General features: G+C 50.0%; 24 protein-coding genes. 11 read left to right on the plus strand and 13 right to left on the minus strand.

Features of this window, described 5'->3' with window-relative positions; genetic code table 11:
* The 3 genes from HOM51_17995 (at position 1) to HOM51_18005 (ending at position 3,519) form a co-directional block, all read left to right on the plus strand.
* Positions 1-1,422: a cobyrinate a,c-diamide synthase gene (locus tag HOM51_17995; protein MBT5036409.1), complete on the plus strand. Its 1,422-nt coding sequence runs from the start codon at positions 1-3 to the stop codon at positions 1,420-1,422.
* 21 nt (positions 1,423-1,443) lie between these two features.
* Positions 1,444-2,769 (plus strand): FAD-dependent oxidoreductase, encoded by a 1,326-nt coding sequence (locus tag HOM51_18000; protein MBT5036410.1) that lies wholly within the window; start codon positions 1,444-1,446, stop codon positions 2,767-2,769.
* A 123-nt stretch (positions 2,770-2,892) separates the two neighbouring features.
* Positions 2,893-3,519 carry a thioredoxin fold domain-containing protein gene (locus HOM51_18005; GenBank protein MBT5036411.1) on the plus strand — a complete coding sequence of 209 codons (627 nt, stop codon included), beginning with the start codon at positions 2,893-2,895 and terminating at the stop codon, positions 3,517-3,519.
* Here HOM51_18005 and HOM51_18010 read toward each other — a convergent pair.
* The 6 genes from HOM51_18010 to soxX form a co-directional block, all read right to left on the minus strand.
* Complete coding sequence (locus tag HOM51_18010) at positions 3,516-4,256, minus strand: cytochrome c biogenesis protein CcdA (GenBank protein MBT5036412.1); 741 nt, start codon at positions 4,254-4,256, stop codon at positions 3,516-3,518. The genes HOM51_18005 and HOM51_18010 overlap by 4 nt on opposite strands.
* Positions 4,257-4,270: 14 nt before the next feature.
* Positions 4,271-5,956, minus strand: a complete 1,686-nt coding sequence (soxB, locus tag HOM51_18015; protein MBT5036413.1) for a thiosulfohydrolase SoxB — start codon at positions 5,954-5,956, stop codon at positions 4,271-4,273.
* Between the two features lie 85 nt (positions 5,957-6,041).
* Positions 6,042-6,893 (minus strand): sulfur oxidation c-type cytochrome SoxA, encoded by an 852-nt coding sequence (soxA, locus tag HOM51_18020; GenBank protein ID MBT5036414.1) that lies wholly within the window; start codon positions 6,891-6,893, stop codon positions 6,042-6,044.
* 30 nt (positions 6,894-6,923) lie between these two features.
* Positions 6,924-7,250, minus strand: a complete 327-nt coding sequence (gene soxZ, locus HOM51_18025) for a thiosulfate oxidation carrier complex protein SoxZ (GenBank protein MBT5036415.1) — start codon at positions 7,248-7,250, stop codon at positions 6,924-6,926.
* Positions 7,251-7,275: 25 nt separating this feature from the next.
* Positions 7,276-7,764 (minus strand): thiosulfate oxidation carrier protein SoxY, encoded by a 489-nt coding sequence (soxY, locus tag HOM51_18030; protein ID MBT5036416.1) that lies wholly within the window; start codon positions 7,762-7,764, stop codon positions 7,276-7,278.
* A 55-nt stretch (positions 7,765-7,819) separates the two neighbouring features.
* On the minus strand, positions 7,820-8,326 hold the full coding sequence (soxX, locus tag HOM51_18035; protein MBT5036417.1) for a sulfur oxidation c-type cytochrome SoxX: 507 nt from the start codon (positions 8,324-8,326) through the stop codon (positions 7,820-7,822).
* 600 nt (positions 8,327-8,926) lie between these two features.
* Between soxX and HOM51_18040 the strand changes: the two genes are divergently transcribed.
* Complete coding sequence (locus HOM51_18040; GenBank protein MBT5036418.1) at positions 8,927-9,508, plus strand: thioredoxin fold domain-containing protein; 582 nt, start codon at positions 8,927-8,929, stop codon at positions 9,506-9,508.
* Positions 9,509-9,516: 8 nt separating this feature from the next.
* Here HOM51_18040 and HOM51_18045 read toward each other — a convergent pair whose 3' ends face one another.
* Complete coding sequence (locus tag HOM51_18045; protein MBT5036419.1) at positions 9,517-10,620, minus strand: YeeE/YedE family protein; 1,104 nt, start codon at positions 10,618-10,620, stop codon at positions 9,517-9,519.
* A 178-nt stretch (positions 10,621-10,798) separates the two neighbouring features.
* On the opposite strand from HOM51_18045, the gene HOM51_18050 reads away from it, so the two are divergent.
* Both HOM51_18050 and HOM51_18055 read left to right on the plus strand, forming a co-directional pair.
* A complete protein-coding gene (locus tag HOM51_18050; protein ID MBT5036420.1) occupies positions 10,799-11,173 on the plus strand; it encodes a hypothetical protein in 375 nt (124 codons plus the stop codon).
* An 11-nt stretch (positions 11,174-11,184) separates the two neighbouring features.
* On the plus strand, positions 11,185-11,700 hold the full coding sequence (locus HOM51_18055; protein ID MBT5036421.1) for a heme-binding protein: 516 nt from the start codon (positions 11,185-11,187) through the stop codon (positions 11,698-11,700).
* Positions 11,701-11,759: 59 nt separating this feature from the next.
* On the opposite strand, the gene HOM51_18060 is transcribed toward HOM51_18055, so the two are convergent.
* Positions 11,760-12,221 (minus strand): hypothetical protein, encoded by a 462-nt coding sequence (locus tag HOM51_18060; protein ID MBT5036422.1) that lies wholly within the window; start codon positions 12,219-12,221, stop codon positions 11,760-11,762.
* A 240-nt stretch (positions 12,222-12,461) separates the two neighbouring features.
* Between HOM51_18060 and HOM51_18065 the strand changes: the two genes are divergently transcribed.
* The 3 genes from HOM51_18065 to HOM51_18075 all read left to right on the plus strand — a co-directional run bounded on the left by HOM51_18065 (position 12,462) and on the right by HOM51_18075 (position 16,199).
* Positions 12,462-13,871: a hypothetical protein gene (locus tag HOM51_18065; GenBank protein ID MBT5036423.1), complete on the plus strand. Its 1,410-nt coding sequence runs from the start codon at positions 12,462-12,464 to the stop codon at positions 13,869-13,871.
* Positions 13,872-13,954: 83 nt separating this feature from the next.
* A complete protein-coding gene (locus HOM51_18070) occupies positions 13,955-14,704 on the plus strand; it encodes a DUF4126 family protein (GenBank protein MBT5036424.1) in 750 nt (249 codons plus the stop codon).
* Positions 14,697-16,199, plus strand: coding sequence for a M81 family metallopeptidase (locus HOM51_18075; protein ID MBT5036425.1), 1,503 nt, complete (start codon positions 14,697-14,699; stop codon positions 16,197-16,199). The genes HOM51_18070 and HOM51_18075 overlap by 8 nt, the downstream gene beginning before the upstream one ends.
* Here HOM51_18075 and HOM51_18080 read toward each other — a convergent pair.
* From HOM51_18080 to wecB, 3 genes are read right to left on the minus strand one after another with little or no spacing between them, the layout of a single operon-like run.
* Entirely contained in the window at positions 16,196-16,921 is a 726-nt protein-coding gene (locus HOM51_18080) for a hypothetical protein (protein MBT5036426.1), read from the minus strand. The genes HOM51_18075 and HOM51_18080 overlap by 4 nt on opposite strands.
* Positions 16,922-16,924: 3 nt before the next feature.
* Complete coding sequence (wecC, locus tag HOM51_18085) at positions 16,925-18,220, minus strand: UDP-N-acetyl-D-mannosamine dehydrogenase (protein ID MBT5036427.1); 1,296 nt, start codon at positions 18,218-18,220, stop codon at positions 16,925-16,927.
* Entirely contained in the window at positions 18,159-19,274 is a 1,116-nt protein-coding gene (gene wecB, locus HOM51_18090) for a UDP-N-acetylglucosamine 2-epimerase (non-hydrolyzing) (GenBank protein MBT5036428.1), read from the minus strand. Before wecB ends, wecC begins: the two co-directional genes overlap by 62 nt.
* Before the next feature lie 112 nt (positions 19,275-19,386).
* Here wecB and HOM51_18095 point away from each other — a divergent pair, with 112 nt between their 5' ends.
* Positions 19,387-20,202, plus strand: a complete 816-nt coding sequence (locus HOM51_18095; protein MBT5036429.1) for a DUF1849 family protein — start codon at positions 19,387-19,389, stop codon at positions 20,200-20,202.
* Positions 20,203-20,321: 119 nt separating this feature from the next.
* The gene (locus HOM51_18100) at positions 20,322-21,053 is read left to right on the plus strand and encodes a PDZ domain-containing protein (protein MBT5036430.1); all 732 of its coding nucleotides are present in this window, start codon (positions 20,322-20,324) and stop codon (positions 21,051-21,053) included.
* Between the two features lie 19 nt (positions 21,054-21,072).
* Here the strand turns inward: HOM51_18100 and HOM51_18105 are convergent, their stop codons facing one another.
* Both HOM51_18105 and HOM51_18110 read right to left on the minus strand, forming a co-directional pair.
* Positions 21,073-21,861: a DsbA family protein gene (locus tag HOM51_18105; GenBank protein ID MBT5036431.1), complete on the minus strand. Its 789-nt coding sequence runs from the start codon at positions 21,859-21,861 to the stop codon at positions 21,073-21,075.
* 108 nt (positions 21,862-21,969) lie between these two features.
* On the minus strand, positions 21,970-22,755 hold the full coding sequence (locus tag HOM51_18110) for a DUF3047 domain-containing protein (GenBank protein ID MBT5036432.1): 786 nt from the start codon (positions 22,753-22,755) through the stop codon (positions 21,970-21,972).
* Positions 22,756-22,766: the final 11 nt, after the last annotated feature.

Raw genomic sequence — 22,766 nt, forward strand, 5'->3', positions numbered from 1 at the left:
ATGACGGCAAACAGTTTGCTCATTTCAGCGGCGCTTAAATCATCCGGTAAAACCACGGTAACCATGGGTCTATGCGCGGCGTTGCGGCAAAGGGGCGTTGCGGTCCAGCCTTTTAAAAAAGGGCCCGACTATATTGATCCGATATGGCTCAGTCAGGCGGCGCGAAAGCCGTGCCGAAATCTTGATTTCTATACCATGAGCCATCAGGAAATCGTCACCGCCTTCACCCAGTTTAGTGAGCCCGCTGATGCTGTATTTATAGAGGGAAATAAAGGCCTGTTTGACGGTCTTGATCCTGAAGGCTCGGATAGTAATTCGGCCTTGGCTCGATTGCTTGGTGTGCCGATTGTTTTGGTCGTTGATACCTATGGCATGACACGGGGTGTGGCGCCACTGCTGCAAGGCTATCAGTCATTTGAATCGGATATTAAAATCGCTGGTGTCATTCTCAACAAAGTTGGCGGTGCCCGGCATGAAACAAAAATGCGTGCGGCTATTGAGCATTATACGGACTTAAAAGTCGTTGGCGCGATTGGTCGCCGCCCGGAAATGAAAATTGTCGAACGCCATTTAGGGTTAATTCCGGCAAACGAATTACCGGCTGCTGATTCGCATATTGTTCGGACCGCGCGGATAATTGAGTCTGAAGTTGATATCGATGCAGTTCGGGCCTTGTCGGGAAAAGCGAAGCCAGCATTGACGGCTGGGAAAATTATACCGAACGTTGTTACGACTCCAAGTGTTCGCATTGCCATTGCTCGAGACCCAGCATTTGGTTTTTACTATCAGGACGACCTAGAAGCGCTAACAAGGGCAGGGGCGGAACTCGTGCCCTTCGATGCCCTTCATGATCGGCGCTTGCCCGATGTTGATGGGCTGTTCATCGGTGGTGGGTTCCCAGAAGTTCACATGCAAACTCTGTCGGAGAACACCACATTAAAGCATGACATTCGCACGGCCATTGAGAGCGGCATGCCCGCTTACGTTGAATGCGGCGGCTTGCTTTATTTGTCCCAGAGCCTGAGTTGGCAAGGCGATAAATTTGATATGGTGGGCATAATTCCTGGCGATGGCGTTATGCATGATCGACCGATTGGACGGGGCTATGTCCAACTGCAAGAAACTGGCGATGGGCTTTGGTCTACACCGCGTGAGCAAGATCAAGATTTCCCTGCCCATGAATTCCATTATGCATCTCTCGACGGATTATCGAGTGATCAACGGTTTGCCTATAAGGTGAAGCGCGGTCATGGCATAGATGGTGCGCATGATGGGTTGATCATTCATAATCTCACTGCGTGTTTCGCGCACCAACGAGACCTTGGTTCCAACCGATGGGCTGAAAATTTTGTCGATTTCATTGCACAGTGTAAATTGCAGGATGAGCCTCTCGCTGTCGAGAAGGCAGCCTTAACGGCTTAAGAGAATTTACAGGACGCAATCATGAAGAAAATTTCCCGGCGGGGTTTTGGGAAACTAACAGCGGGAAGTGTTGCAGGCTCTTTGGTCGCGAGCAATGCAGGTGCCGCCAGTGCGAAGCCTTCTGGTCCAATTTCGCGTCCCGCAGATTTACCTAAAACGAAAAAGCCTAGAGTCGTTGTTGTCGGCGGCGGCTGGGCTGGGCTCAGCATAGCGCAAAGTCTAAGACGTCAAAGTGTTGATTTTGATGTAATTCTGATAGAGCGGCGGTCGACTTTTATTTCACATCCTTTGAGCAACCTTTGGCTTGGTGGTGTAGTCAATTTGGACACCCTAACCCATAGCTTTCTAGATGCGGCAAAAGCAGGCGACTATGCGTATTTAAATGCGTCTCTCGTTGATCTGGACAGAGAGAAACATCGCGCTTTTACCGACCAAGGTTATATCGATTACGATTACATCGCGTTGGCACCGGGGATCGATTACAACTACGCCTCAATGGGTGTTAAGGACCCTGCGGCAGTTCAAATGTTAAAAACTCAGTATCCGGCCGGGTTCGTGTCGGGCTCAGAACATATCACCTTGAAGCGCAAGGTTGAGGAATTTGAAAAGGGAATTTTTATTCTCACGGCACCGCCGGGAATTTTCCGTTGTACAGCGTCAGTTTACGAACGCGCCTGTATCTTGGCGGCGACGTTCAAGCGACGGAAACTGTCGGCGAAAGTGCTGCTGATTGATTCGAGAAATGTACCTGGCGTTAATTCCGCCGGCTTCCTCGCGGCATTTAACGAGTTATATAAAGATCATCTGGAATATATGCCGTCCTCGCCCATTCAGCGTATTGATCCTGAGGCGAAGACAATTCATACGGAATTTGATGACATCAAGTTCGCGGATGGGGCGATCTACCCGCGGGTTCGGGCAGCGCGAATGATCGAGGATTTTGGTCTGTCTGATCCGAAAAGTGCTCAGATGGAAGCTCACATAGACCCGTTCAACTACAATATTATTGGCGACGAACATACTTATGTAGCGGGCGATAGCCGCCCGATGCCGTTTTCCAAAAGTGCCAGCGTGGCACGCGGGGAAGGGGTTCACGTTGCCAAAGTCATTGCTGCCCGAGCCAAGGGGAAGTCGGCGACGTGGGTTACGCCTGAGTCTGTGTGTTATTCAATGGTCGATCCTGATGCTAAATTGGCCATCGTCTCAAAGTCGTATTACCAATTTAGTCAAGTTACCAAGCAGTGGGAATTTGCACCGGAAACTAACTCAATCGATGAGCGGTCAAATGACCTGGGCAAGAAGACACTCGCGTGGGGCGAGAGTCAATTTAGGGATCTATTCTCTTGACGCAAATGTGACCGCTTGGGCGCTGACATTTCCATCAAACTTATGTAGAATTATTCTAGTATTTAAAGACAAATAAGGTCAGAGGCTTCAGATATGAAAATGATTAAATTCTTTATGTTGGTTATGGTGCCGGTATTCTTTTTATCGGTTTCTGTCAGCACGCAGGCTTCGGAAAAGGACAAGGCTCCAGTTGTTGTGGGCGAGGACGGGTTGCATAAGCAGCCTTGGTTTCTGGAAAGTTTTCTGAATCTTAAAGAAGACGTTGAAGAGGCCGCGGCAGCTAAAAAGAATTACGTCATTATCTGGGAGCAACGGGGCTGTCCCTATTGCAAACGAACCCATGAGGTGAATTTCCGTATTCCCAAGATCGTTAATCTGATCAAAAGTAAATTTACTGTCGTGCAGTTAAATTTATGGGGGGATCGGGAAGTTACTGACTTTGATGGCAAAGTCTTAAAGGAAAAAGATTTGGCGCAAAAATGGGGCGTGCGCTTTACACCAACGATCCAATTTTTCCCAGATGACGTGAAAAAAATTGGTGCGAAGGCGGGAAACGATGCTGAGCTTGTGCGCGTGCCTGGGTATTTCAAGCCGTTCCATTTTTACATGTTGTTCAGATACGTTTCGACCAAGGGCTATGACAAAGAACCCAACTTCCAACGGTGGCTGATTGGCGAAGGCGACAAGCTGCGCGAGCAAGGGGTCGATATCAATAAGGCCTTGTGGTCCGATAAATTAGAGTTCGATTAACCGAAGTCTGAAAAGACCGGGAAGGTTTCCAGCAACCAGTTGGCAACTTGGTTAATGTCGCCGGTAAAGATGACGACGCCGGTGACGACCAATAAGCTGCCGACGGCAATTTCAACTTTATGCATGTGTTGGCGGAAGCGTTTCATGAAGTTCATGAAGGGTTTTACCGCGAGTGCTGCAATCAAGAACGGAATCCCCAACCCGGCGGCATAAACCGCTAGTAAAGATGTGCCGTATAAAACTGAGTCCCCGGACGCTGCGACCATCAGAACAGAAGCCAGGATCGGCCCCACACATGGCGTCCAGCCAAACGCGAAGGCAAGTCCCAGGATGTAGGACCCCACCACCCCAGCAGGCTTGTTTTGGATGTTAAAACGCTTCTCAAAATTTAAGAAACTGATGCGGAAGACGCCCATGAAATGAAGGCCAAAGATCACAATAACGACGCCTGCAATCTGCCCCAGAAGGATAGAGTTTCGAGCCAGCACACCACTGACCGCCGTCGCTGTTGCGCCTAAACTTATAAATACTGTGGAGAAGCCAAGGACGAAGGCGAGAGCCGCATAAAAGATGCGTCGGGCTGTGGCCTTATCGACGCCATCTTCGGCCGTCAGTTGGTCCATTGAGGCGCCGCCAAGGAAACTAATATAGGCAGGTATCAACGGCAACACGCAGGGAGACGCAAAGCTTAAAATCCCAGCAACGAGCGCCCCAAAATAAGTGATTTCCGTAAGCAAAAATTTAGCCCTTTTTAGCCGCCGACGATCTTAATTGCCCTGTTTGGTGGTAGCTTCACCACCTTTTTACGGGAGACATATTGACTAACGACATCATAAATTGGCGGGCCTTGTACGGCGGGATTAACCGACGCCCAACCGCCAACGACGTATTTTTTCGTCGCTTCTATATTCTCACCGGAGGACAGAAGAGTCATATCAGAAATTCGTGATCCAATTTTTTGATTGATTTCAAACTTGTAGCCCATGCCACCGACACGGACCATGTCACCGCCTTGTTGATAATAAGGATCAGGGTTGAACAGGTTGTCGCCGACGTCTTCAAGAATTTCTTTGAGCTGTTGGCCGGTCATTTCTTGACGATAGCAGGAAGGGTAGGTGATGGCCGTTTGTGAATAGACTTCCTCAGCCCGAATATCCTGGCCCGGTAGTAAGGTCGCACCCCATCTAAACCCAGGCGACAGGGCGATTTGAGTGTCACGTTCTTCTATGATGGCCTGGCAAATCAGATCATCAAAAGTGCCGGCGAAATTACCCCGGCGGTACAGAAGGCTTTCGGTTTTTCCCAATACTTTGGAAATGGTTTTCTCGTAGGGTGCCCGAACTTTTTTAATCACTGCTGCAATTTTAGGGTCAGGTCTAATAGCATCAGAAAATACGGGCATCAGTTTGAAGCGATAGTTGGTGACCTTTTTATTCTTAACTTCTAAGTCCAGACGACCCAGGAACTTACCGTGAGACCCTGTGGCAATTAGCAACGTATCTTTTACCTGAATGGCTGACGGCACCGCATCGTGGGTGTGGCCCGTCAAGATAACGTCGATTCCGGGTATGCGCGAAGCGAGCTTTCGGTCGACATCGAAACCGTTGTGACTCATCAGCACCACAAGATCAGCGCCTGCGGCTTTAACCTTTTTTACGCTTTTACGAACAAAATCTTCGCGGATTCCAAATGACCAATTGGGCATAAGGTGGCGGGGGTTGGCAATTGGCGTATAGGGAAAAGCCTGTCCAATCACGCCGATCTTCACGCCGCCGCGCTCAAAATATTTGATTGGTTCGAAGACAGGTTCTTCCCATTCTGTATCGATAACGTTTCCGGCGAGGAAGGGAAACTTAAGCTTTTCGATAAGTTCTTTAACCCTTTTGGTGCCGTAGGTAAATTCCCAGTGACCGGTCATAACGTCAACGCCCATCTCGTTCATGACTTCGACCATGTCTTCGCCGCGGGTTTGAAGAGATGTATAGGACCCCTGCCAGGTGTCGCCACAGTCAACTAGCAGGGTTTTTCCGTCGCGTTCGGCGCGGACAGCGTTAACCAGGGTCGCCATTTGGGCCATGCCGCCGATCCGGCCATATTCACGGCCGAGGGTGGCGAAGTCATGGCTGGAGAAAGCGTAAGCTTCAGGTGATCCTGCTTTAAGCCCGAAATGATCCAGCATCTGTTTGCCGGTAATATGTGGCGGCAAGCCAGCCACACCACCAACACCTATGTTAATAGAGGGCTCACGAAAATACAGCGGCATCAACTGCGCGTGGCAGTCAGTGAAGTTAAGCAACGTGACTTGACCGACCGAGTCAAACTCAAGAATTTTTTCTTGGGTAAGGGTATTTTTTGAGGCCGCCGTGGCCAACGACCCGCCGCCCAGCAAAGCTGCAGTTGCGGAAGATACTTGTAAGAAATCTCTACGTGTCAGCATGGATTAAAATTGACCTGTGATTGAGGCTAAAAAAAGATAAAAAAATGGCGGCAGCTTTAAAATCGCTGCCGCCATAAATTAGCTCTTAGTTACGAACTGCGGGAGTTTCCCACTTGAGGCCGTTAGACCGCCAAGCCATGTACAGTTCAAGGTTGGTGTATTCGTCCGAACCACGCTTGTAAGGCTTCGCCCGGATATTCTTGTTACACCCGATGAAGCGGCGATGAAGAGATCCAGGTTTTTGCCATTTAAAGCGATAGGTCGGGAAGCCATTTACCTGCGCTTCACTGAGCACGTTCGAGCGCGCCATATTACCGGCGTTATCGACGTGGCAGTGTTTGCAAGCCATATCCAGCAATCCACGGCGCTGGTTAAAGAACTTCTTGCCTTTTTCGAAGAAGGGCTTGTTCACCCCGTCAATCTTTACGGCAACAGGCATACCACGGGACTGCGACTTAATAAAAGCAGCCATTCCCAGCATGTTGGTGGATTCCCATTTCCACTTTTTAGCACCCATCCGTTTCGTCAGTTCATCATTAACTTTGACCTGAAGCGAAATCATCTTTTTGCGATTGGGATCATATTTTGGGTAATTGTTGGCAACGCCCTTCATAGATGATTCGTCGCCGTGGCACGAAGCGCACGAGTTGCCTGTCGTCCCTTGTTTTTTGTTCCACATATCCTCACCAAGGTCGACCCAGGTGAATGCTGGATTTGAAAAATCATCGTCTTGCATGTCACGAGTTTGCTTCGTCATGTAGACGTAACCACTCGCCTTATCTCCGACCCGAAAGTTTACGTTCCGAGGGTCTGCCGCTCTTTTGTCGGCTTCCGTCATCTTTTCCATGCCCGCTTTGTCTCCGGTGGCGATACAGCCCGTGAGGACTAAACCGAAACCGAATAACGCCATGAACGTGACTGTTAAACTATGTCTCATCTGTTTTCTCCTAATGCCTCCCAATTTGGGTCAACCGGCTTTTAAAGATTTTTCTACGGTTACGGTTTTGCCCTTATCGTCCGTCCACATGAACTTGAACGTACCGCTTTCGACAACCTTATAATTGAATGCGAAATAGGGGTTCGCAGCAATTGCCGGATGCAGGTCGGCACTAACAACTTCCTTACCATTAAAGGTAACGGTGATCTTGTTAATGATCAGACGTGGGATTTTTTTACCTGTTTTTTTATTTTTCCGCTGGCCGGTCTCCATCTTATGAGGTGCCAACGTTTTGATCTGGATCACGTCCCCTTTCTTTGCAGACTTAGGGACTTTAACGCGAGGTTTTCTAGCCATCTTAAGTAACTCCTTATACGTAGTGTCAGCCGCCGCAGCCGCCAATGGTGACTTTGACTTGCTTAGCTGACTTGTAGACAGAGCCATCGTTCATTACAGCGACGGCAATAACGTTCTGCGTTTTTGCAAGACGTAACCGAGTGGAAACTTCTGCCTTGCCCATTGCGGGGCTCAGATTAAAAGTTATCACTTCCGGGTTTGGATTGGCGTCTGCCGCTATGTGAATTGTCTTAACATAGCTGCTGGACGACATTGGGCTGTCTACGGTGACCGTTAAAGGAACAGTCGCGCCATTTTCCGCAATTTCTGGCAGTTTTATCGATATCTTGCCAGATTTAAAGTTCGACGTACCGCTGAGTTTTTGCATATGAGCAGCAGCCGAATCCGGTGTTGCAGCCGCAGGTGTTGGAGCAAAAGCCCCCCCTGCCGCAGCCACAGTACCGAAACCCAGGAGCCTTAAAGCATCCCGGCGGTTTAGTGAATGCTCACGTTGAGCACTGATCGTTTTTGTCATGGTTTTATTTCTCCATAAGGTTAGTTGGGCAATATCCAAAGTTTGATGAGCCCAACTATTCCTTAAGCGTTAATAGATAAGCGATGATGTCCTCGACATCCTGCGCGCCAATGACGGTTTTACCCTTCCACTTCTTTTGTACTCGGTGGAAGCCGACCGACTTGTAGAATGACGGCATGATGGTGTCAGGATTAACTGCCTTGGGATCAACGATCCGCAACCGCATTTCGGCGGCCGACATGCGACTACCGATTCCGGCTAGGTCTGGGCCGATATCTCCAGGGTCTGCCTGACCTTTAATTGGTAACGCGTGGCAGGCCAAACAATTCCCCTTTTTACGGTGAGCTGCTGTTTTTTCGCCCTTTTTTGCGTTGCCAGGTTTACCAGTCAAGGACTTGGGTAACCCATCATCGACTTTCATTTTTGCCGGATTAATGCCGGACTTCATTTTATGGCCTGCGGCATCAACTCCCGAAGCGGCCCCAAAGGCCATTCCGACAACTAAAAGCGCACCGGCTAGTTTAGCGCCTGTTTTAAAGGCGACTGGTTTAAGGATTCTCATTTGATAACATTCCTTTGCCTTCCCGTATTTTCCATTCTTACAGTATTTTTCTGAGACCCTACACGGTCTGGATTCAGTCTTTTGAAATTGAGCCCATTCCCGCCTCAGTAAAAAATCCGCAAGGCCGGTTTCGTGTCAAAATTTAATTACAAAGTTCGCAATTTTATTATTCTAGTTATTAGTAACATGATTGTGACCGGAATCGAATTATAATGTCAATATAGGGTTTTTGGTTAAATTACGAAAAATATTATATTTTTAAAATATATTGCAATATCAAAGTGTTAAAATAATAAATTCGGAATAATTTAGCGTATATCGCAAAATTATACCAGTTTATTAGAGAATTCTAAAATAAACTAAATAACATTTTCTATTTGTGATTAATAATCATTTCACATAAAGTTAAAAATAAATTGATTTATAAGCCGTTATTTGTGCAAATTAATACTGTATAATATTTGTATGTGTTCCATCTTTAGAGTGAAATAAAAATCCTTGAAAATGATCCTTTACTATTTACCCTGAGGGGGTGAAGTCGAGTATACTTAGTATCGCCGTTGTTGCTAATTGTTAGTTGGATTGGGAAATTGTATTGAAATGAAAAATTTTAAACACGTTTGTCGTATTTTTTTCGTCGCCGTATTTCTCGGAATTTTGGTATCACCCGTACAGGCTGGGGAGGTCAAAAAGCGCGACGACGGCATCCATTATCAGCCGTGGATAAAGAACATTTCTTTCCTGGATTTGAAGGAAGATTTAAAGGAGGCGCTGGGGAGCAAGAAAATAGGCCTGGTTGTTATCTTTGAACAACCTGGGTGTGGCAGCTGCAAGAAACTTCACGAGGTCAATTTTAATAACAAGCCCTTGGTTAAACTGATCACCACAAATTTTGACGTTTTACAAATCAACATGTATGGCAGCAGTGAAGTCACCGACATGGGCGGTGCCGTGATAGACGAACGCGCCTTTGCCGAAAAGATGGCGGTTAATTTTACGCCGACGACCGCCTTTTTTGATGAGTCTGGCAAAGAAGTATTTCGTATTCCCGGATATCTAAAGCCGAAGTTTTATAAGCGCGCGGTTGAATATGTCATTGACCGGGGGCCACAACGGAAAATTCTATTTCCCCGGTGGTCACGAGATCGTATGAAGAAACTTAAAGCCGATAAGGGCGCTTAACAGTTACCTCAGCTGGGCGAGAAAATTTCCTTTAGGGCCCCGACAACGCTGTCTTCTTCCACATACTTGAGACCCCAAACGGCGCCAAATATAATCGATAAGATTGCAATTAAGGAGCCGATGGCCAAGGTCGAGATTCCGGTAATTCCCTGGCCAATAGTGCACCCCAAAGCCATTACCCCACCGATCCCCATCATTGCAGCACCGATCAGGTGGCGAACGAAGTCATCAGTTGTCGTGAACGATTCGATCTTAAATTGTCCCCGCGCCTTGGCCATGAGGAACGCGCCAACGATAACCCCGCCAACCGTGGCGATGCCAAAGTTGATGGTCGCACCGGTGAAGGTCATTAAGTACTGAATGCTGTCACCTGTTGGTGCGATGAAGGAAAATGAGGCCAGTGGCGTTGGGTCAAAATCATCGTTGCCAATGACGCCAGTCAAGTACCAAGCCGCCGGGACCAGAAATCCGATGATAACGCCTGCTGCAATGTGCAATGGTTGAGATCGAAACTCTTTATCTTTGAAGCAAAATATTACCAATCCGCCAGCAACGCCGATGGAAAGAACCCACCGCATGGCATTTTCAGAGACACCGATGATCGAGGCAAAAAGTTCAGGCATACCCTGCGATGAATACCCGCTGGCTTTCAGGTCAATTACGGTCGCGCCTTCAAGTTCAACCCGCGCCGGACCAATAAAGCCGCGCAAGGTCATGTAGGCGAAAATGCCCATGAACATGAAGACGACCAACGATTTCATATTTCCAGCACCCAGCCGAACGAGTGTTTTGTTGCCGCATCCGCTGGCCATGGTCATACCGAAGCCAAACAATAGGCCACCCAAGACCGCGCCACCCCATCCTAAATTGGTTGTCAGGTAAATCGCTTTGTTGAGGTCAACAGTTTCGGTCAGGTGAAGCATCTGACTGCAAAGAATTGCGACCGCAATGGCCAGCAGCCACGCACGGAACCGATCCCAATTGCCCATGAAGACGATGTCGGATAATGCGCCCATGGTGCAAAAATTTGTGCGCTGGGCCGTGGCACCGAAGATTATTCCTAACCCAAATCCTAAAGAGGCGACAACGATGCCGATCGGTAGCTCTTCCATGACTTTGCTTTCCTCAGTTTATCCACTGGGTTTATCCACTGGGCCTGTCCAGTGGGTCTATCCACTGGCTTTTTTAGCAATAATATGACTTTATAATTCGAGCAACCTTAAATATTAGAGAATTGTAATTTAAATGATGCCTTTGTCCATATTCAAAGTTAAACTTGTCCTATCTGCGCTGGCACTATTTTTGCTGGTCTCAGGGGCGGGTCGGGTCGTTGCAGCTGCCGAGTTGGTTTTGTTTGAGACGGAAGGCTGTGAATGGTGCGAACAGTGGCATGAGAATATCGGCGTGATCTATGCGAAAACACCGGAAGGAAAATTTGCACCGCTTCGCCGGGTTGAAATTGCCAATGAATCGCCAGCCGATCTCAAGCATCTTCGTGCGGCCGCTTTTACCCCAACATTTGTGGTGGTTGAGCAAGGCCAGGAGGTTGGTCGTATTATCGGACATCCGGGTGATAACTTCTTCTGGCCGCTGTTGACGCAGATTTTGAAGAAAGCAGGATTTAAAGATGAAAAAAACGAACTCCAAAGTAATGCTCTGAAATAAGGAACTGCCACATGTTTAATCGCGTTCACACCTTAGTGGCCGCGGCGCTTTTTGCTTCGATTTCAATAACGCCGCTTGCTGCCAAAGATGCTCCTAGTCCGACATTCCAGATGAAGTCGCTCACGCCGGAAACTGCGTTGGTGTTGGCTCAAGCTTCGTTAGCAGCATGCCGCAAGGCGGGTTACCAAGCGGCCGTCGCGGTTGTTGACCGGGGGGGCAATATGCAGGTTATGATTCGGGATCGGTTTGCCGGCCCGCACACCCCGGAGACGGCACGGCGCAAAGCATGGACGGCGCTTAGTTTTAGGACCAATACAACGGACATGGCGGAAAATTCTCAGGCGGGCAAAGAACCCTCTGGGGTGCGGCACGTATCTGGGGCCTTGATGCTGGGAGGCGGCATTATGATAAGAGCGGGTGGCCAGTTGGTTGGTGCCATCGGCGTCTCAGGAGCACCTGGCGGAAAGGCCGACGATGAATGTGCGCTAAAGGGAATCGAAGCGATCCAGGACGATTTGGATTTTTAAATAAAAAAGCAGCAGTCTGATTATTCAAGCCGCTGCTTTTTCGTAAGACACAAAAAGCGTTACGGACGAACGTAAGCCCAGCCTTCTTCTTGGCGTTGGATCAGGTGAATAACACCAGAGGGCACCATCTTTGCCTGTGGCAATAGTTTTACCGTCTTGCCGGCTTTCTTGCTCATTTTCCGGTGCGTATTACCACATGACCGGAATGAGATGTTGTCGAAATTCTCACCAAAACTCTTGATACGCTTTTTAACGGGGGACTTCTTAGCGTGAAGCATGATTAGCCCGGGGCCATAGGTAACGATCTCAATTTGAACCTCTTCGCCTTTTTTCTTGTAGTACGCATCGACGTTAGAGGCGTTGTTCAGAACCATGTTCATGCGTTTGGCATCGTTGTCATCCACGTGAAGTACGACACGGTGAACTTTATCCTTCATTGCGGCAATTGCCGGCGTTGCCAACATTGCTGATGCAAAAATAGCAAATGCGGCCAAAGATGTAATTACAGCGCGGTTTAACATAAGCGGTTGCTCCCTTAGATTTATAATTTGTGAAAAACCAATCCAAAGCTCCTCACATTAGAAGCATGTAATGTAACAGTGGCGATCAAACCTATCCTAATTAACTCTAGTCAATTCTCCGTGAGCGAGATGTTGCGAAAAATATCCCTGTCTTTTTCCGGCTAATCGGAGGATTCTGAATAGGCAGTTCGGTTCCCGTTCGTTATCGACAAAAAAATTTCTTAAGCTGAGTTACGTCCATTGCCTAATCAGAAATCAAGTGATCCGTCTCTTGCGACCCGAACCCGAATTCCGGTATCTGCTTGGATTTACCTGTCCGTCGCCATCATAACTCTATTAGGGGCTTTCGTTGACGTGGCGGTGTTAAAGCCTGCCGTAGCGGCGTTGATTGTGTTGTTCATCATTCTGGAAATTCCCTCTATTTCGCGGGCGCAACTGGCGACGGGCTTTGTTTTGATAAGTTTGGGCGTTGCCGGGGCGGCGATTTCAGGTCAGTGGGAAGCGGTCTTAATTGATGGAGTCGCCAGATCAAAAACGTTTCTGTTGTTATTTTTCGCGGTCTCTTGGCTGCAACACCCGGCAGGGGAGAGCCCATCCCTTCGCGCCGCCCGGACAACCATTGTCAGTCAACCGCCGGGTCGCAGGTACCTGTATCTTTCATTCGGTGTTCACGGCTTAGGCTCGGTGCTTAATTTGGCCGGACTGAGTTTGCTTTCGTCCATGGTCGAAGGGCAAAAAGACCCGCGGCTGCAACGTCGATTGACGGTGGCCTTGATGCAAGGGTTTACCAGTGCCTCCTGCTGGTCGCCGTTTTATGTTGGGATGGTGGTTGTTTTGGTCGCCCTGCCGACGTTGGCATGGCGCGATGTGGGGCCGCTCGGCATGGGATTGGCGGTGATCATTATCCTCAGCGGTTGGGCGTATGACCGTCTAATCGTGCGGCGTAAATCAGACTCCAGAGATGTCATCAATCCCGTACCGCTTGCCCGTGATGACCTTGTTCGGGTGGTGACCATTTTGGGGCTTTTAGCTGGATTGGTGCTGCTCCTTGTCGAAGGCGTTGGCGTGACCATCCCGGTAGCACTCGGGATCGTCGGTCCACCTTTTGCCTTGGCGTGGGCGGCGGCAATGGGGACCGGTCCCAGGAACCGAATTCCCAGGGCCAAACAATTGGCTCATAAAGTCATGGGCTGGCTGCCAACATTGCGGAGCGAGGCGCTTGTGTTTGTAGGCGCGAATGTTTTAGGCGTGGGGGTCGCGAGTGCAATCCCGGCGGAAAGCGTTGGCACCGTCGTTAATGATTTAATTCCGAATGCGGATATAAAGATCATCGCGATGATTATTGGGTTTATGGTATGTGGGTTAATTGGCCTGCATCCTGTCGTTGTGGTCATATTCGTTAGTGCTGTTTTGCCCCCCGAAGTGCTCGGGCTTGAGGATTGGGTCGTAGGTCTGACTTATCTTGGATGCTGGGGATTGGCGACCTTGATTTCGCCATTTTCTGCAACCACCCTGTTTATGTCGCGGGTAACAGGTGTGCCTTCGCCAATGATCGCCTGGCGTTGGACACCTTCGCCGGTTTTCATCGCGGCGACCTTGATCGGTGTTTACGTTATCGCTATCCGCCATGGGACCCTTGGTATAAACTGACAAATTCAATTTTTTGACGAAACAAAAAGAGAGACAGTCACTTGGATAATTACGCGGATATCGCCAGCATCATCGCGCTGACCATGGGGGCTTCGTGGGCCAGCGGAATCAACTTATACGCCGCAATGGTGATGCTCGGGTTGAGCGCCGCCACGGGCGGAGCCGAACTGCCGCCAGGATTGGAGGTTCTTGAAAACCCAATTGTTATCGGCATGGCGGCTCTCATGTACGTAGTCGAATTCTTTGCCGATAAAATCCCCGGCGTCGATACCACTTGGGATACCATTCATACCTTCGTCCGAATTCCCGCAGGCGCACTGATGGCATATGGGGCGGTTGGTGACATTGGTCCGGTCATGGAAGTGTCAGCAGCATTTATGGGCGGTGGTTTGGCGGCAGCATCTCACGCGACCAAGGCCGGAAGCCGGATCGTCATAAATTCGTCGCCTGAACCGTTCACCAATTGGGCGGCATCCATTTCCGAAGACGTTGCTGTATTTGGTGGTTTGTGGGCTGCCTTACATCATCCTTGGTTGTTCCTGGCTCTTCTGATCTTTTTCATCTTGTTTGTGATTTGGGTCCTGCCGAAGATTTGGTCAGCCATCAAAACAGTCTTTTCTTGGTTGGGGCGGCTGTTTGGTGGGGGCACCCCACCGGCGCTGGAACTCGCAGCGGAAGGTCCCCAAAGTGAGCCTCTGCCGGATGAGCCCACGGATGAGGGTGATCTCGATAAGCTTGCACGACTTAAGGAACTCCTCGATTCAGGGGCTTTGACCGAAGAGGAATTTAATCGGGAAAAAGCGAAGATCCTTAATCCAAACGCAAATGAGTAAAAAACGTATCGCCCTATTGGGCATGATTCTGGAAAGCAATTCGTTTTCGCCGCCGACGATGGAGGCCGATTACAGGCGACTGTGTTACATGGTCGGGGACGAGGTTATAGAAGACCTTAGGCGACCGCACCCCAGCTTGCCTGCAGAAGTCTCTGGATTTCAAGACGAAATGGACCGCCTTGGCGAAGACTGCGAATTGGTGCCGACCGTCATCACGGCTGCCGAACCCGGTGGCCCGGTAGATCATGATTTCTTTCTTCGAACCATGGCGGAAATGAAACAGCGCCTGGAAGCCGCACTGCCACTTGATGGCGTCTACATGTGCGCGCATGGGGCCATGACCTCGACCAAGGCACCGGACCCAGACGGTGATTTGTTTCAAATGATCAGGGGCGTCGTTGGGCCTGATGTTCCTTTCATTGCGACCCTGGACCTGCACGCCAATGTTTCCGAGCGCATGGTTGAGAATACAGATGTGCTGGTCTCTTACATTACCAACCCGCATGTGGATCAGTATGAGCGGGCGGCAGAGTCGGCGCGGCTGATGTCGGAAATGTTCGCAGGTATGAGTCCCCAGACCACCTTCATTCGGTTGCCTTTAGTTGCGCCAACGGTATCGCTCCTGACCGCGCTGGGGCCCTACGCAGATTTGGTAAATTATGGTCAGTCTCAAGTGACAGAGAAAATTGCTAATGTTTCTGTGGTCCCTGGTTTTGTCTACAGCAACACCCCCCAAAATGGCATCGCTGTTGTTGTGACTGCCAGGGATGATGTTGAACCTGCCCGTGAACTTGCCGCTGACCTCGCAGCGCGAGCGTGGTCAGACCGCGATCGTTTTCGTGCGCATCTGACATCCATAGATGATGCGGTTGCTGCCGCGATGAAGACGGGTCCTGCGGTTATCCTCGCTGATGTTGCCGATAATCCGGGCGGTGGCGGCAGCGGCAATACAACGTGGATCATTGAGGCATTGGTAAATGCTAGGGCTGAAGGTGTGTTGATGGGCGTGTTTAATGATCCCGCACTCGCTGTAGCGGCGAAGACCGTAGGTGAGGGGAGCGAATTTCAGGCAATCTTCAACGCTAGAACGGAAAGCGAATTTTCAAAACGTTTTGAAGTTTCGGCAAAAGTACTCGCTCTGCACGACGGCACATGCGTTGGACGCCGGGGCATTTGGGCCGGCCGCTCGCTTGATTTGGGCGCCTGTGCGCTTCTGCAAATTGGCGGCATCAAGATCGTCGTTGGTAGTGTTCGAAAGCAGTGCGCGGACCCCATATTCTTTGAGATGTTCGGCCTCGATATTGGCAAAGCGCGTGCGGTGGTCGTTAAATCCCGAGGGCATTTCCGGGCCGGGTTTGATGAGTTCTTTCCCCATGAACAAGTCATTGAGGTCGACGCCCCAGGATTGGTCTCGCCAATTTTTGAGAATTATAATTTTGATGGTTTGCCGAGGCCAATCTATCCTCTCGACCCGGATACAATCTGGAAAAATTAGCTCAAGTCAATTTCTTCCATGACTGAAAGACTCTTGGCGGCTTCTCTTATTGTTCGGCGTGCATCTTCGATCAGGCCGGGGTCGATATTCTTGGCATCGTCAATATCTTCTAAAAGCATGTTCGCGGCGCGCTTGTTCATGGCGGCGGTAAAGGCATCGCATACCGCGTCAGCACCTTCTGCAAATGCAACGATCAAGGCGTCATGTCCGACCATTTTTAGAATTTTCTGTAGATCAGATTCGCTGAGATCTTTAAGCGAGTCGAACGCAGGTAGGTCGGTATCTTCTTCCGGTTGAGACTGTGCGTTGCCAAGCAGAGCCGCAGCCTTTTCTTCATCTCCATGAATGGCCTTAGATGTGCTCCGGAAGATTCTGAAATCAGACACCAGAGCCAAGGCATCTGGATATGTTAGGTCGTAGTCTTGCCCTGCGATTTCAGCAAGTTTCTTGCCGACGTCCTTGTTCATGGCTTGGGCGACTTCGGCTAAAGTCTCAACGGGGCAGGCTTGTATCAAGGCCGCCATGCGCGAGCTTTGATCTGGTCCTACTGAGTCAAAAAATGCCTTCAGCGATGCAGCATCACTGGCTTCCACCATTTGCCGCAGTTCCCACAGCAGTGACGTGACCTCTGGGGTCGTGTCTTTGACATCCGTGAGCAGGTCGTCGAAACCATCATCCGTATCATCTATTCCAAGATCAAATTCGTCTTTTTCATTGTTCATAAGTCACCGCCAAATGCCACGTGTGTCGAATACGGTTTTGTCTTCCAATCGCGCCCGGTTGACGGCCAAGAATGGGCTGTGGTCGACCAGCAGGACGACAATATCAGAATTGTTCAAAGCGTCGTTCAGGCTGACGAGGGATGTTCGTTCTCCTCCTGCGAGTTCTTCCGGCAAGGTTTTGACATTCGGTTCAACCACAAGAATATCGCCCACTTTGGCCTCGGCCAGAAGGCGCACGATTTCTATTGCGGGACTTTCCCGAAGGTCATCGATATTGGCTTTGTAGGCGAGACCGAGGCAGGCAATCGTTGGTGCGTCGTGATGTTTGGCAGCGTCAAGGATTTGGCCGACAACGTGTCCTGGTTTTGAATCATTTACGCCCCGCGCAGCCTGGATCAAAGCGGTGTCTTCGGGGGCGCCATCAACGATGAACCAAGGATCAACAGCAATGCAATGCCCACCGACACCTGGCCCCGGTTTTAGGATGTTAACCCTCGGATGGTGATTGGCCATGTCGATGGCTTCCCAGACATTGATGTCGAGGCGGTCGCTGACCAGGGACATCTCATTGGCGAAGGCAATATTGACATCGCGGTAGGCATTCTCCATCAGCTTGACCAATTCTGCCGTCCGCGCCGTGGTGACATGACAGACCCCGTCGGTGATGGTGCGATAAAGTTCTGCGGTTCTGTCGGCGCAATGGCGGGTGATGCCGCCAATGACCCGATCATTGCGAGCTAACTCAATCAGCACGCGGCCAGGCAAGACCCGTTCGGGACTGTGTGAAACCTGCACTTCGGCATCTTCGCCCGCATCGTGAGGGAAGCTCAAATCGGATCGAAGACCAGCAAGCCATTGGCTGACTTGTTCCGTCGCCCCGACCGGTGAGGTAGATTCAATGATTACCAAATCACCCTTCTTGAGAATAGGTGCCAAACTCTTGGTTGCGGCCTCGATATATTTTAGATCAGGTTTGTTGCCATCGGTAAAAGGTGTGGGCACGGCGACGATAAAGGCGTCCGCTGATACGGGTTCAGTGGTGGCTGAAAGCATCCCGGCTTCAACCACATCATGAACCATCGTTTCTAAGTTCGGCTCGAAGATATGGATTTTGCCTTGGTTGATCAGGGAGACCGTATCTGGGTTGACATCAACGCCGGTAACGTTAAATCCGCGGCTTGCCATAACGGCGGCGGTGGGCAGCCCTACATAGCCCAGACCAATCACGCAAATATCTTTAAACTTTCGCGGCACCGATGATCTCCTCGACAATTCGGTTGGCGGCGTTCCCGTCACCATAGGGGTTGTGTGCCCGACTCATTGTTTCATAGGCCGCGTTGTCATCCAACAAGCGCGTGCATTCTGAAACAATCTTATCTGTGTTGGTTCCAACCAATTTGACCGTACCCGCTTCCACGGCCTCAGGGCGTTCGGTTACAGTCCGCATGACTAGTACAGGTTTACCAAGCGATGGCGCCTCTTCCTGTATTCCCCCGGAATCAGTGATGACAAGGTGGCTCCGCTGCATCAACCGAACAAAGGGCAGATATTCAGCGGGCTCAGTCAAATGGACATTATCGTGGCCGCCTAAAATTCGCATGACCGGTTCGCGGACGTTGGGATTTAAATGAACCGGGTAGACGACTTGAACGTCCTCTCGGTCGCCAAGGGCTGTAAGAGCGTGGCAAATATTCTCGAACCCATCCCCAAAATTTTCGCGGCGGTGACCGGTGACCAGGATAAGCCGTCGCTCTGAATCTAAGAAAGGAAACTCAGCATCAAGGTCGGTTCGACTCTTTTTGTCGCTTTCCAACTTGCTGGTAATGTGAAGCAGCGAATCGATTACGGTGTTGCCAGTAACAAAGATATTTTCGGCAGGCGCACCTTCCCGCAGCAAATTGTCCCGCGCTCCTTCGGTTGGGGCGAAATGCATATCGGTGATGACGTCTGCCAAGCGGCGGTTGATTTCTTCAGGAAACGGCGCGTAGATGTCGCCGGTCCTTAATCCTGCCTCCACATGACCCACAGGAATTTGCCGGTAATAGGCCGCAAGCGCCGCGGCAAACGTGGTCGTGGTATCGCCGTGAACCAAAACTCGATCTGGTTTTAAATTGTCGAGTACGCTGCCGACACCTTCCAGCACTGCGGTTGTGATGTGTGCGAGATCCTGATTCGGCCGCATGATGTCCAAGTCAACGTCTGGGGTGATTTCAAACAGATTGAGAACCTGGTCCAGCATTTGACGGTGCTGGGCCGTAACACAGACCAGCCCCTCAACCTCGGACGCTTCTCTCAGGGCCTTGACGACGGGGGCCATCTTGATGGCCTCAGGTCGGGTTCCAAATACGCACAGGACTCGCATGGCTGTCTGGATATCCCGGTTGCCGATGTTTCGCAAGAACGGCTTTTACCAATCCGGTCTGAGGCGATATATTATTTGTAACTCTAAATTTGGATATTGCCCTATGACAAAGCTAAGTCTTGTTCGATTTTCTGTTGCCTTATCTGTTCTTTTGAGCGCGATCTTGGCGGCCAGCCCTGGGGATGCCGCGAACTTGGTCGCGCACCGCGCCGTCTATTCTATGAAGCTTGGGGCCGTTCGCTCAGGGGCTGGTTTAGAAGCGGCGCGGGGGCTTATGACCATATCATTGGAAAAATCCTGTGCCGGGTGGATCGTATCTCAGCAAATGAACATGGCCCTTCAAACGTCGGAGGGGAAGGAACTTAACCAAGATTACCGGTTCGCTGGCTGGGAATCTTTTGATGGAAAAAACTACCGCTTTGCCGTTCAAAGCAAAATGGCAGGTAATAATGAGAATTATAAAGGCAAGGCTCGGCTTTCTGGTGACGGAAAGTCAGGGCGTGCATCCTATACGGTACCTGAGAAAAAGGACCTGAAGTTGCCTGGGAATACGCTTTTTCCCATTAACCATATGGTGCTGCTGATCGATCGGGCTCAGGCCGGGGATAACCAAGTTACGCGCCCAATATTTGAGGGAACGGAAGGCAAGGGACATCAAACAGTATCAGCCTTCATTGGGTCGCGGATTGGACCGAAGAAACATGGGTGGCATGAAAAAGGGCCGCTTATGGATCGTTCTGGCTGGAAAATGCGGATGGGCTATTATAACGCGGATAGCAAGTCGTCTACGCCAGAGTTCGAAATCGAGCTTTTGCAACTGGACAATGGAGTCGTTCCTCATTTGACCCAGGTGTTTCCCACTTTCAATCTTGTTATTGACCTTAAGAAAATTGAGAAATTGCCGGCGCCCAGTTGCTAATTTCTAAAATTGGGCCAAAAAGACCATAGCTTGAGCATGGTTGCCTGTATCCTCGCAAGTCGCTAAAGTTGTTTAACTAGTGAGGGTTAAGGGTCCTTGAACCGCAGAGGGCTAGACGCATGAAGCGCTTCTTTGGAAATTCCATTGTTGGCATTGCCGCTGTTGGTCTTTCTATTTTTTTAAGCATTCCTTTGGCGCGCGGGGACAGCGCTGGATTTGTTGGTCTTCAAGTTCAGGGGATCACAAAAGAAGTCGCGGGCTCGCTTGGCATGAGTTCCGTCAAAGGCGTTCTTGTCCGAGATGTGGCGCTAAATGGACCCGGTAATTTAGCTGGATTTCAGCGCGGCGACCTGATCTTAAAATTCAATGGTAAGACCATCGGAAAGTTTGCTGACCTGGTGGCTGCGGTTCAGAAAATTAAGGCCGGCCAGACAGTTCCCGTATTGGTATCTCGCAGCCGAGGTAAAAAAGTTCAGTTGAAGCTGAAGGCGGGCTCGTGGCCAGCGGCCTGGAAGATCATGAAGGGCGATTTTGGTAATATCCAAGAATTGGGTCTGACCATGTCGGCAACAACCAGATCGGTGCGTAAGAACTTTGGCGTTAAATGGGGCTCCATCGGCGTCTTGGTGACGCTCCTCGACAAAGATACTGTCGCCGGGCTTAGTCGATTAATGGACCTTAAGCAGGGCGATCTTATTTTGCAGGTTGATCAGGAAAAAGTTTGGCTACCAACTCAAGTTGTGCGCAAATATATTGCCGCTAAAAAAGCCAAGCGACCGTCTATGCTTTTATTGATCGAAGGGAAGAGAGGATTTCGCTTCTCTGTCTTGCCGATTATTCCAAAGAAGTAAAAGCCGACGAGAACACTGTTTAGCCGCCCCGTACCTCAGAAATAATTTTTTTCATGGTTTCCGCACTGATCGCGCCTGGGATGACCTGATTTCCGATGATAAAGGCCGGTGTGCCGGTAATATTAAGTGCCTGTGCAATGGCGTGATTCTTTCGAATACTGGCCTCAATTTTCGGGTCCTTCATCGCAATCTTTAGCTTGGCTTCGTCGAATCCGAATTTTTTTGCTATGCGTAATATTTTACTTTCCGATAACCCACCCTGTGATTGCATGAGGGCGGCGTGGAAATCAGAGTACTTGGATTTATCTAAGTCCCATGCGGCGAGGGCGATCCGGGCGGCGATCACTGAACTATTGCCTAGGATTGGAAACTCCTTGTAGACGTAGCGAATTTTGCTGTCAGATTTTAGCAACTTTACGACCGTCGGGTGGACTTTTTTACAGTAGCCGCAATTGTAGTCGAAAAATTCAACAATGGTGACGTCACCCTTTGGGTTCCCCCCAATTGGTGCAGAGGGGTCTTCGTAAATATCTTGCTTCATATGCGCCAAGATTTTTTCCTGCTGAAGGCGGGTTTCGGCCTTTTCACGACCGCGCAAGACCTGCATGGCCTCGACGATGATTTCCGGATTTCGGAGCAGGTAATCTCGAATTAATTTTTCAAAGGCGAGCTTTTGTTGGACGGTCATTTGCGTCGACAGGGCGGACGCAGGGGTGCTCTGCTTGTCCGCAGCGTGGGTCACTGTTCCAAAAAATACTGTGATAAGTAGCAGCGTAGCGACACGGGTAAAAATTTTCATTAACTTCATCTAACTAACCTTTAATTCAGGGCGGGCCGATCATGCGATGGGCGATATGAGAATGTACAGACTTACCATGGCAATAACAGGGCAGACTCGCGTATATGTGAACAAACTTCAACGGGTAAGGGTTACTTCTGAAAGGAAACCGGTCGTTGGCACTTGACCGCCTGAGGCAGCAACGCCGATAAAGGTCACTTGAACTCGGCTCATGTCGTCATCAGGCCAGACTTGGTTATAGAGGTCTCCTAGGTCGATAAATTCCGGCCACCACTTGCCATAGTTTTCCCTGCCGCCACGGACAATATAGCGAGGCATGAGCTTGCCCTCTTTGGGGGCTGGTAGGAAAAGAGTTCCGCGTTGAAGGGCCGAGTCCTCCCAAGTTACTGAGAGGGAGCGATCAAACTCTGGAAGTTTTTCTCCAATGTCTGCAAAGACCTTTTGCCGCCAGGTTTTTTCTATTTTTGCGCCGTCCCGGAGTCCACCCCGGAACCCGATGATCAACCGGATCGGATGCGTTCCCGGGCCATGGGTTGAGAGGTTCCAAGACCAATTCAGATAAGGAGTCGCCAGCAGCATGGCGCGGGTGCGCCGAACGATGGAGAATTTCTCCGAGCCGGTGATAATTTTGAGTGCCTTGACCCCGTCTTGAACAACGACAGAAACGCGCTTTTTAACGATACCGGTGGGGCCAGTGGCGACCCAATCTTTCGGAAGAACACCCACAGCCAACCCGGACGTAAGAGCCCCGCCGGTATCAAGCACCGGCAATCGACCCTCTGGCTCAACGGTGGTTGTTTGCTTTTGTTCGGCACAAGCGCCTAAGCAGAACAATAAAAGAAAAAGAATTACGGGGGTGCGATAAACATTTACTTGAGGAATTAATCGAGCGCTGGATTGCATGAAGATGCTAT

This window comes from Rhodospirillaceae bacterium (genome assembly GCA_018660465.1).
GTDB lineage: Bacteria > Pseudomonadota > Alphaproteobacteria > Rhodospirillales > JABJKH01 > JABJKH01.

Coding starts and splice junctions, on each gene's coding strand:
- HOM51_17995 (MBT5036409.1), top strand. CDS start 1: ATGACGGCAAACAGTTTGCTCATTTCAGCGGCGCTTAAATCATCCGGT.
- HOM51_18000 (MBT5036410.1), top strand. CDS start 1,444: ATGAAGAAAATTTCCCGGCGGGGTTTTGGGAAACTAACAGCGGGAAGT.
- HOM51_18005 (MBT5036411.1), top strand. CDS start 2,893: ATGGTGCCGGTATTCTTTTTATCGGTTTCTGTCAGCACGCAGGCTTCG.
- soxB (MBT5036413.1), bottom strand. CDS start 5,956: ATGCTGACACGTAGAGATTTCTTACAAGTATCTTCCGCAACTGCAGCT.
- soxA (MBT5036414.1), bottom strand. CDS start 6,893: ATGAGACATAGTTTAACAGTCACGTTCATGGCGTTATTCGGTTTCGGT.
- soxZ (MBT5036415.1), bottom strand. CDS start 7,250: ATGGCTAGAAAACCTCGCGTTAAAGTCCCTAAGTCTGCAAAGAAAGGG.
- soxY (MBT5036416.1), bottom strand. CDS start 7,764: ATGACAAAAACGATCAGTGCTCAACGTGAGCATTCACTAAACCGCCGG.
- soxX (MBT5036417.1), bottom strand. CDS start 8,326: ATGAGAATCCTTAAACCAGTCGCCTTTAAAACAGGCGCTAAACTAGCC.
- HOM51_18040 (MBT5036418.1), top strand. CDS start 8,927: ATGAAAAATTTTAAACACGTTTGTCGTATTTTTTTCGTCGCCGTATTT.
- HOM51_18045 (MBT5036419.1), bottom strand. CDS start 10,620: ATGGAAGAGCTACCGATCGGCATCGTTGTCGCCTCTTTAGGATTTGGG.
- HOM51_18055 (MBT5036421.1), top strand. CDS start 11,185: ATGTTTAATCGCGTTCACACCTTAGTGGCCGCGGCGCTTTTTGCTTCG.
- HOM51_18060 (MBT5036422.1), bottom strand. CDS start 12,221: ATGTTAAACCGCGCTGTAATTACATCTTTGGCCGCATTTGCTATTTTT.
- HOM51_18070 (MBT5036424.1), top strand. CDS start 13,955: ATGGGGGCTTCGTGGGCCAGCGGAATCAACTTATACGCCGCAATGGTG.
- HOM51_18075 (MBT5036425.1), top strand. CDS start 14,697: ATGAGTAAAAAACGTATCGCCCTATTGGGCATGATTCTGGAAAGCAAT.
- HOM51_18080 (MBT5036426.1), bottom strand. CDS start 16,921: ATGAACAATGAAAAAGACGAATTTGATCTTGGAATAGATGATACGGAT.
- wecC (MBT5036427.1), bottom strand. CDS start 18,220: ATGGTGACGGGAACGCCGCCAACCGAATTGTCGAGGAGATCATCGGTG.
- HOM51_18095 (MBT5036429.1), top strand. CDS start 19,387: ATGACAAAGCTAAGTCTTGTTCGATTTTCTGTTGCCTTATCTGTTCTT.
- HOM51_18100 (MBT5036430.1), top strand. CDS start 20,322: ATGAAGCGCTTCTTTGGAAATTCCATTGTTGGCATTGCCGCTGTTGGT.
- HOM51_18105 (MBT5036431.1), bottom strand. CDS start 21,861: ATGAAGTTAATGAAAATTTTTACCCGTGTCGCTACGCTGCTACTTATC.
- HOM51_18110 (MBT5036432.1), bottom strand. CDS start 22,755: ATGCAATCCAGCGCTCGATTAATTCCTCAAGTAAATGTTTATCGCACC.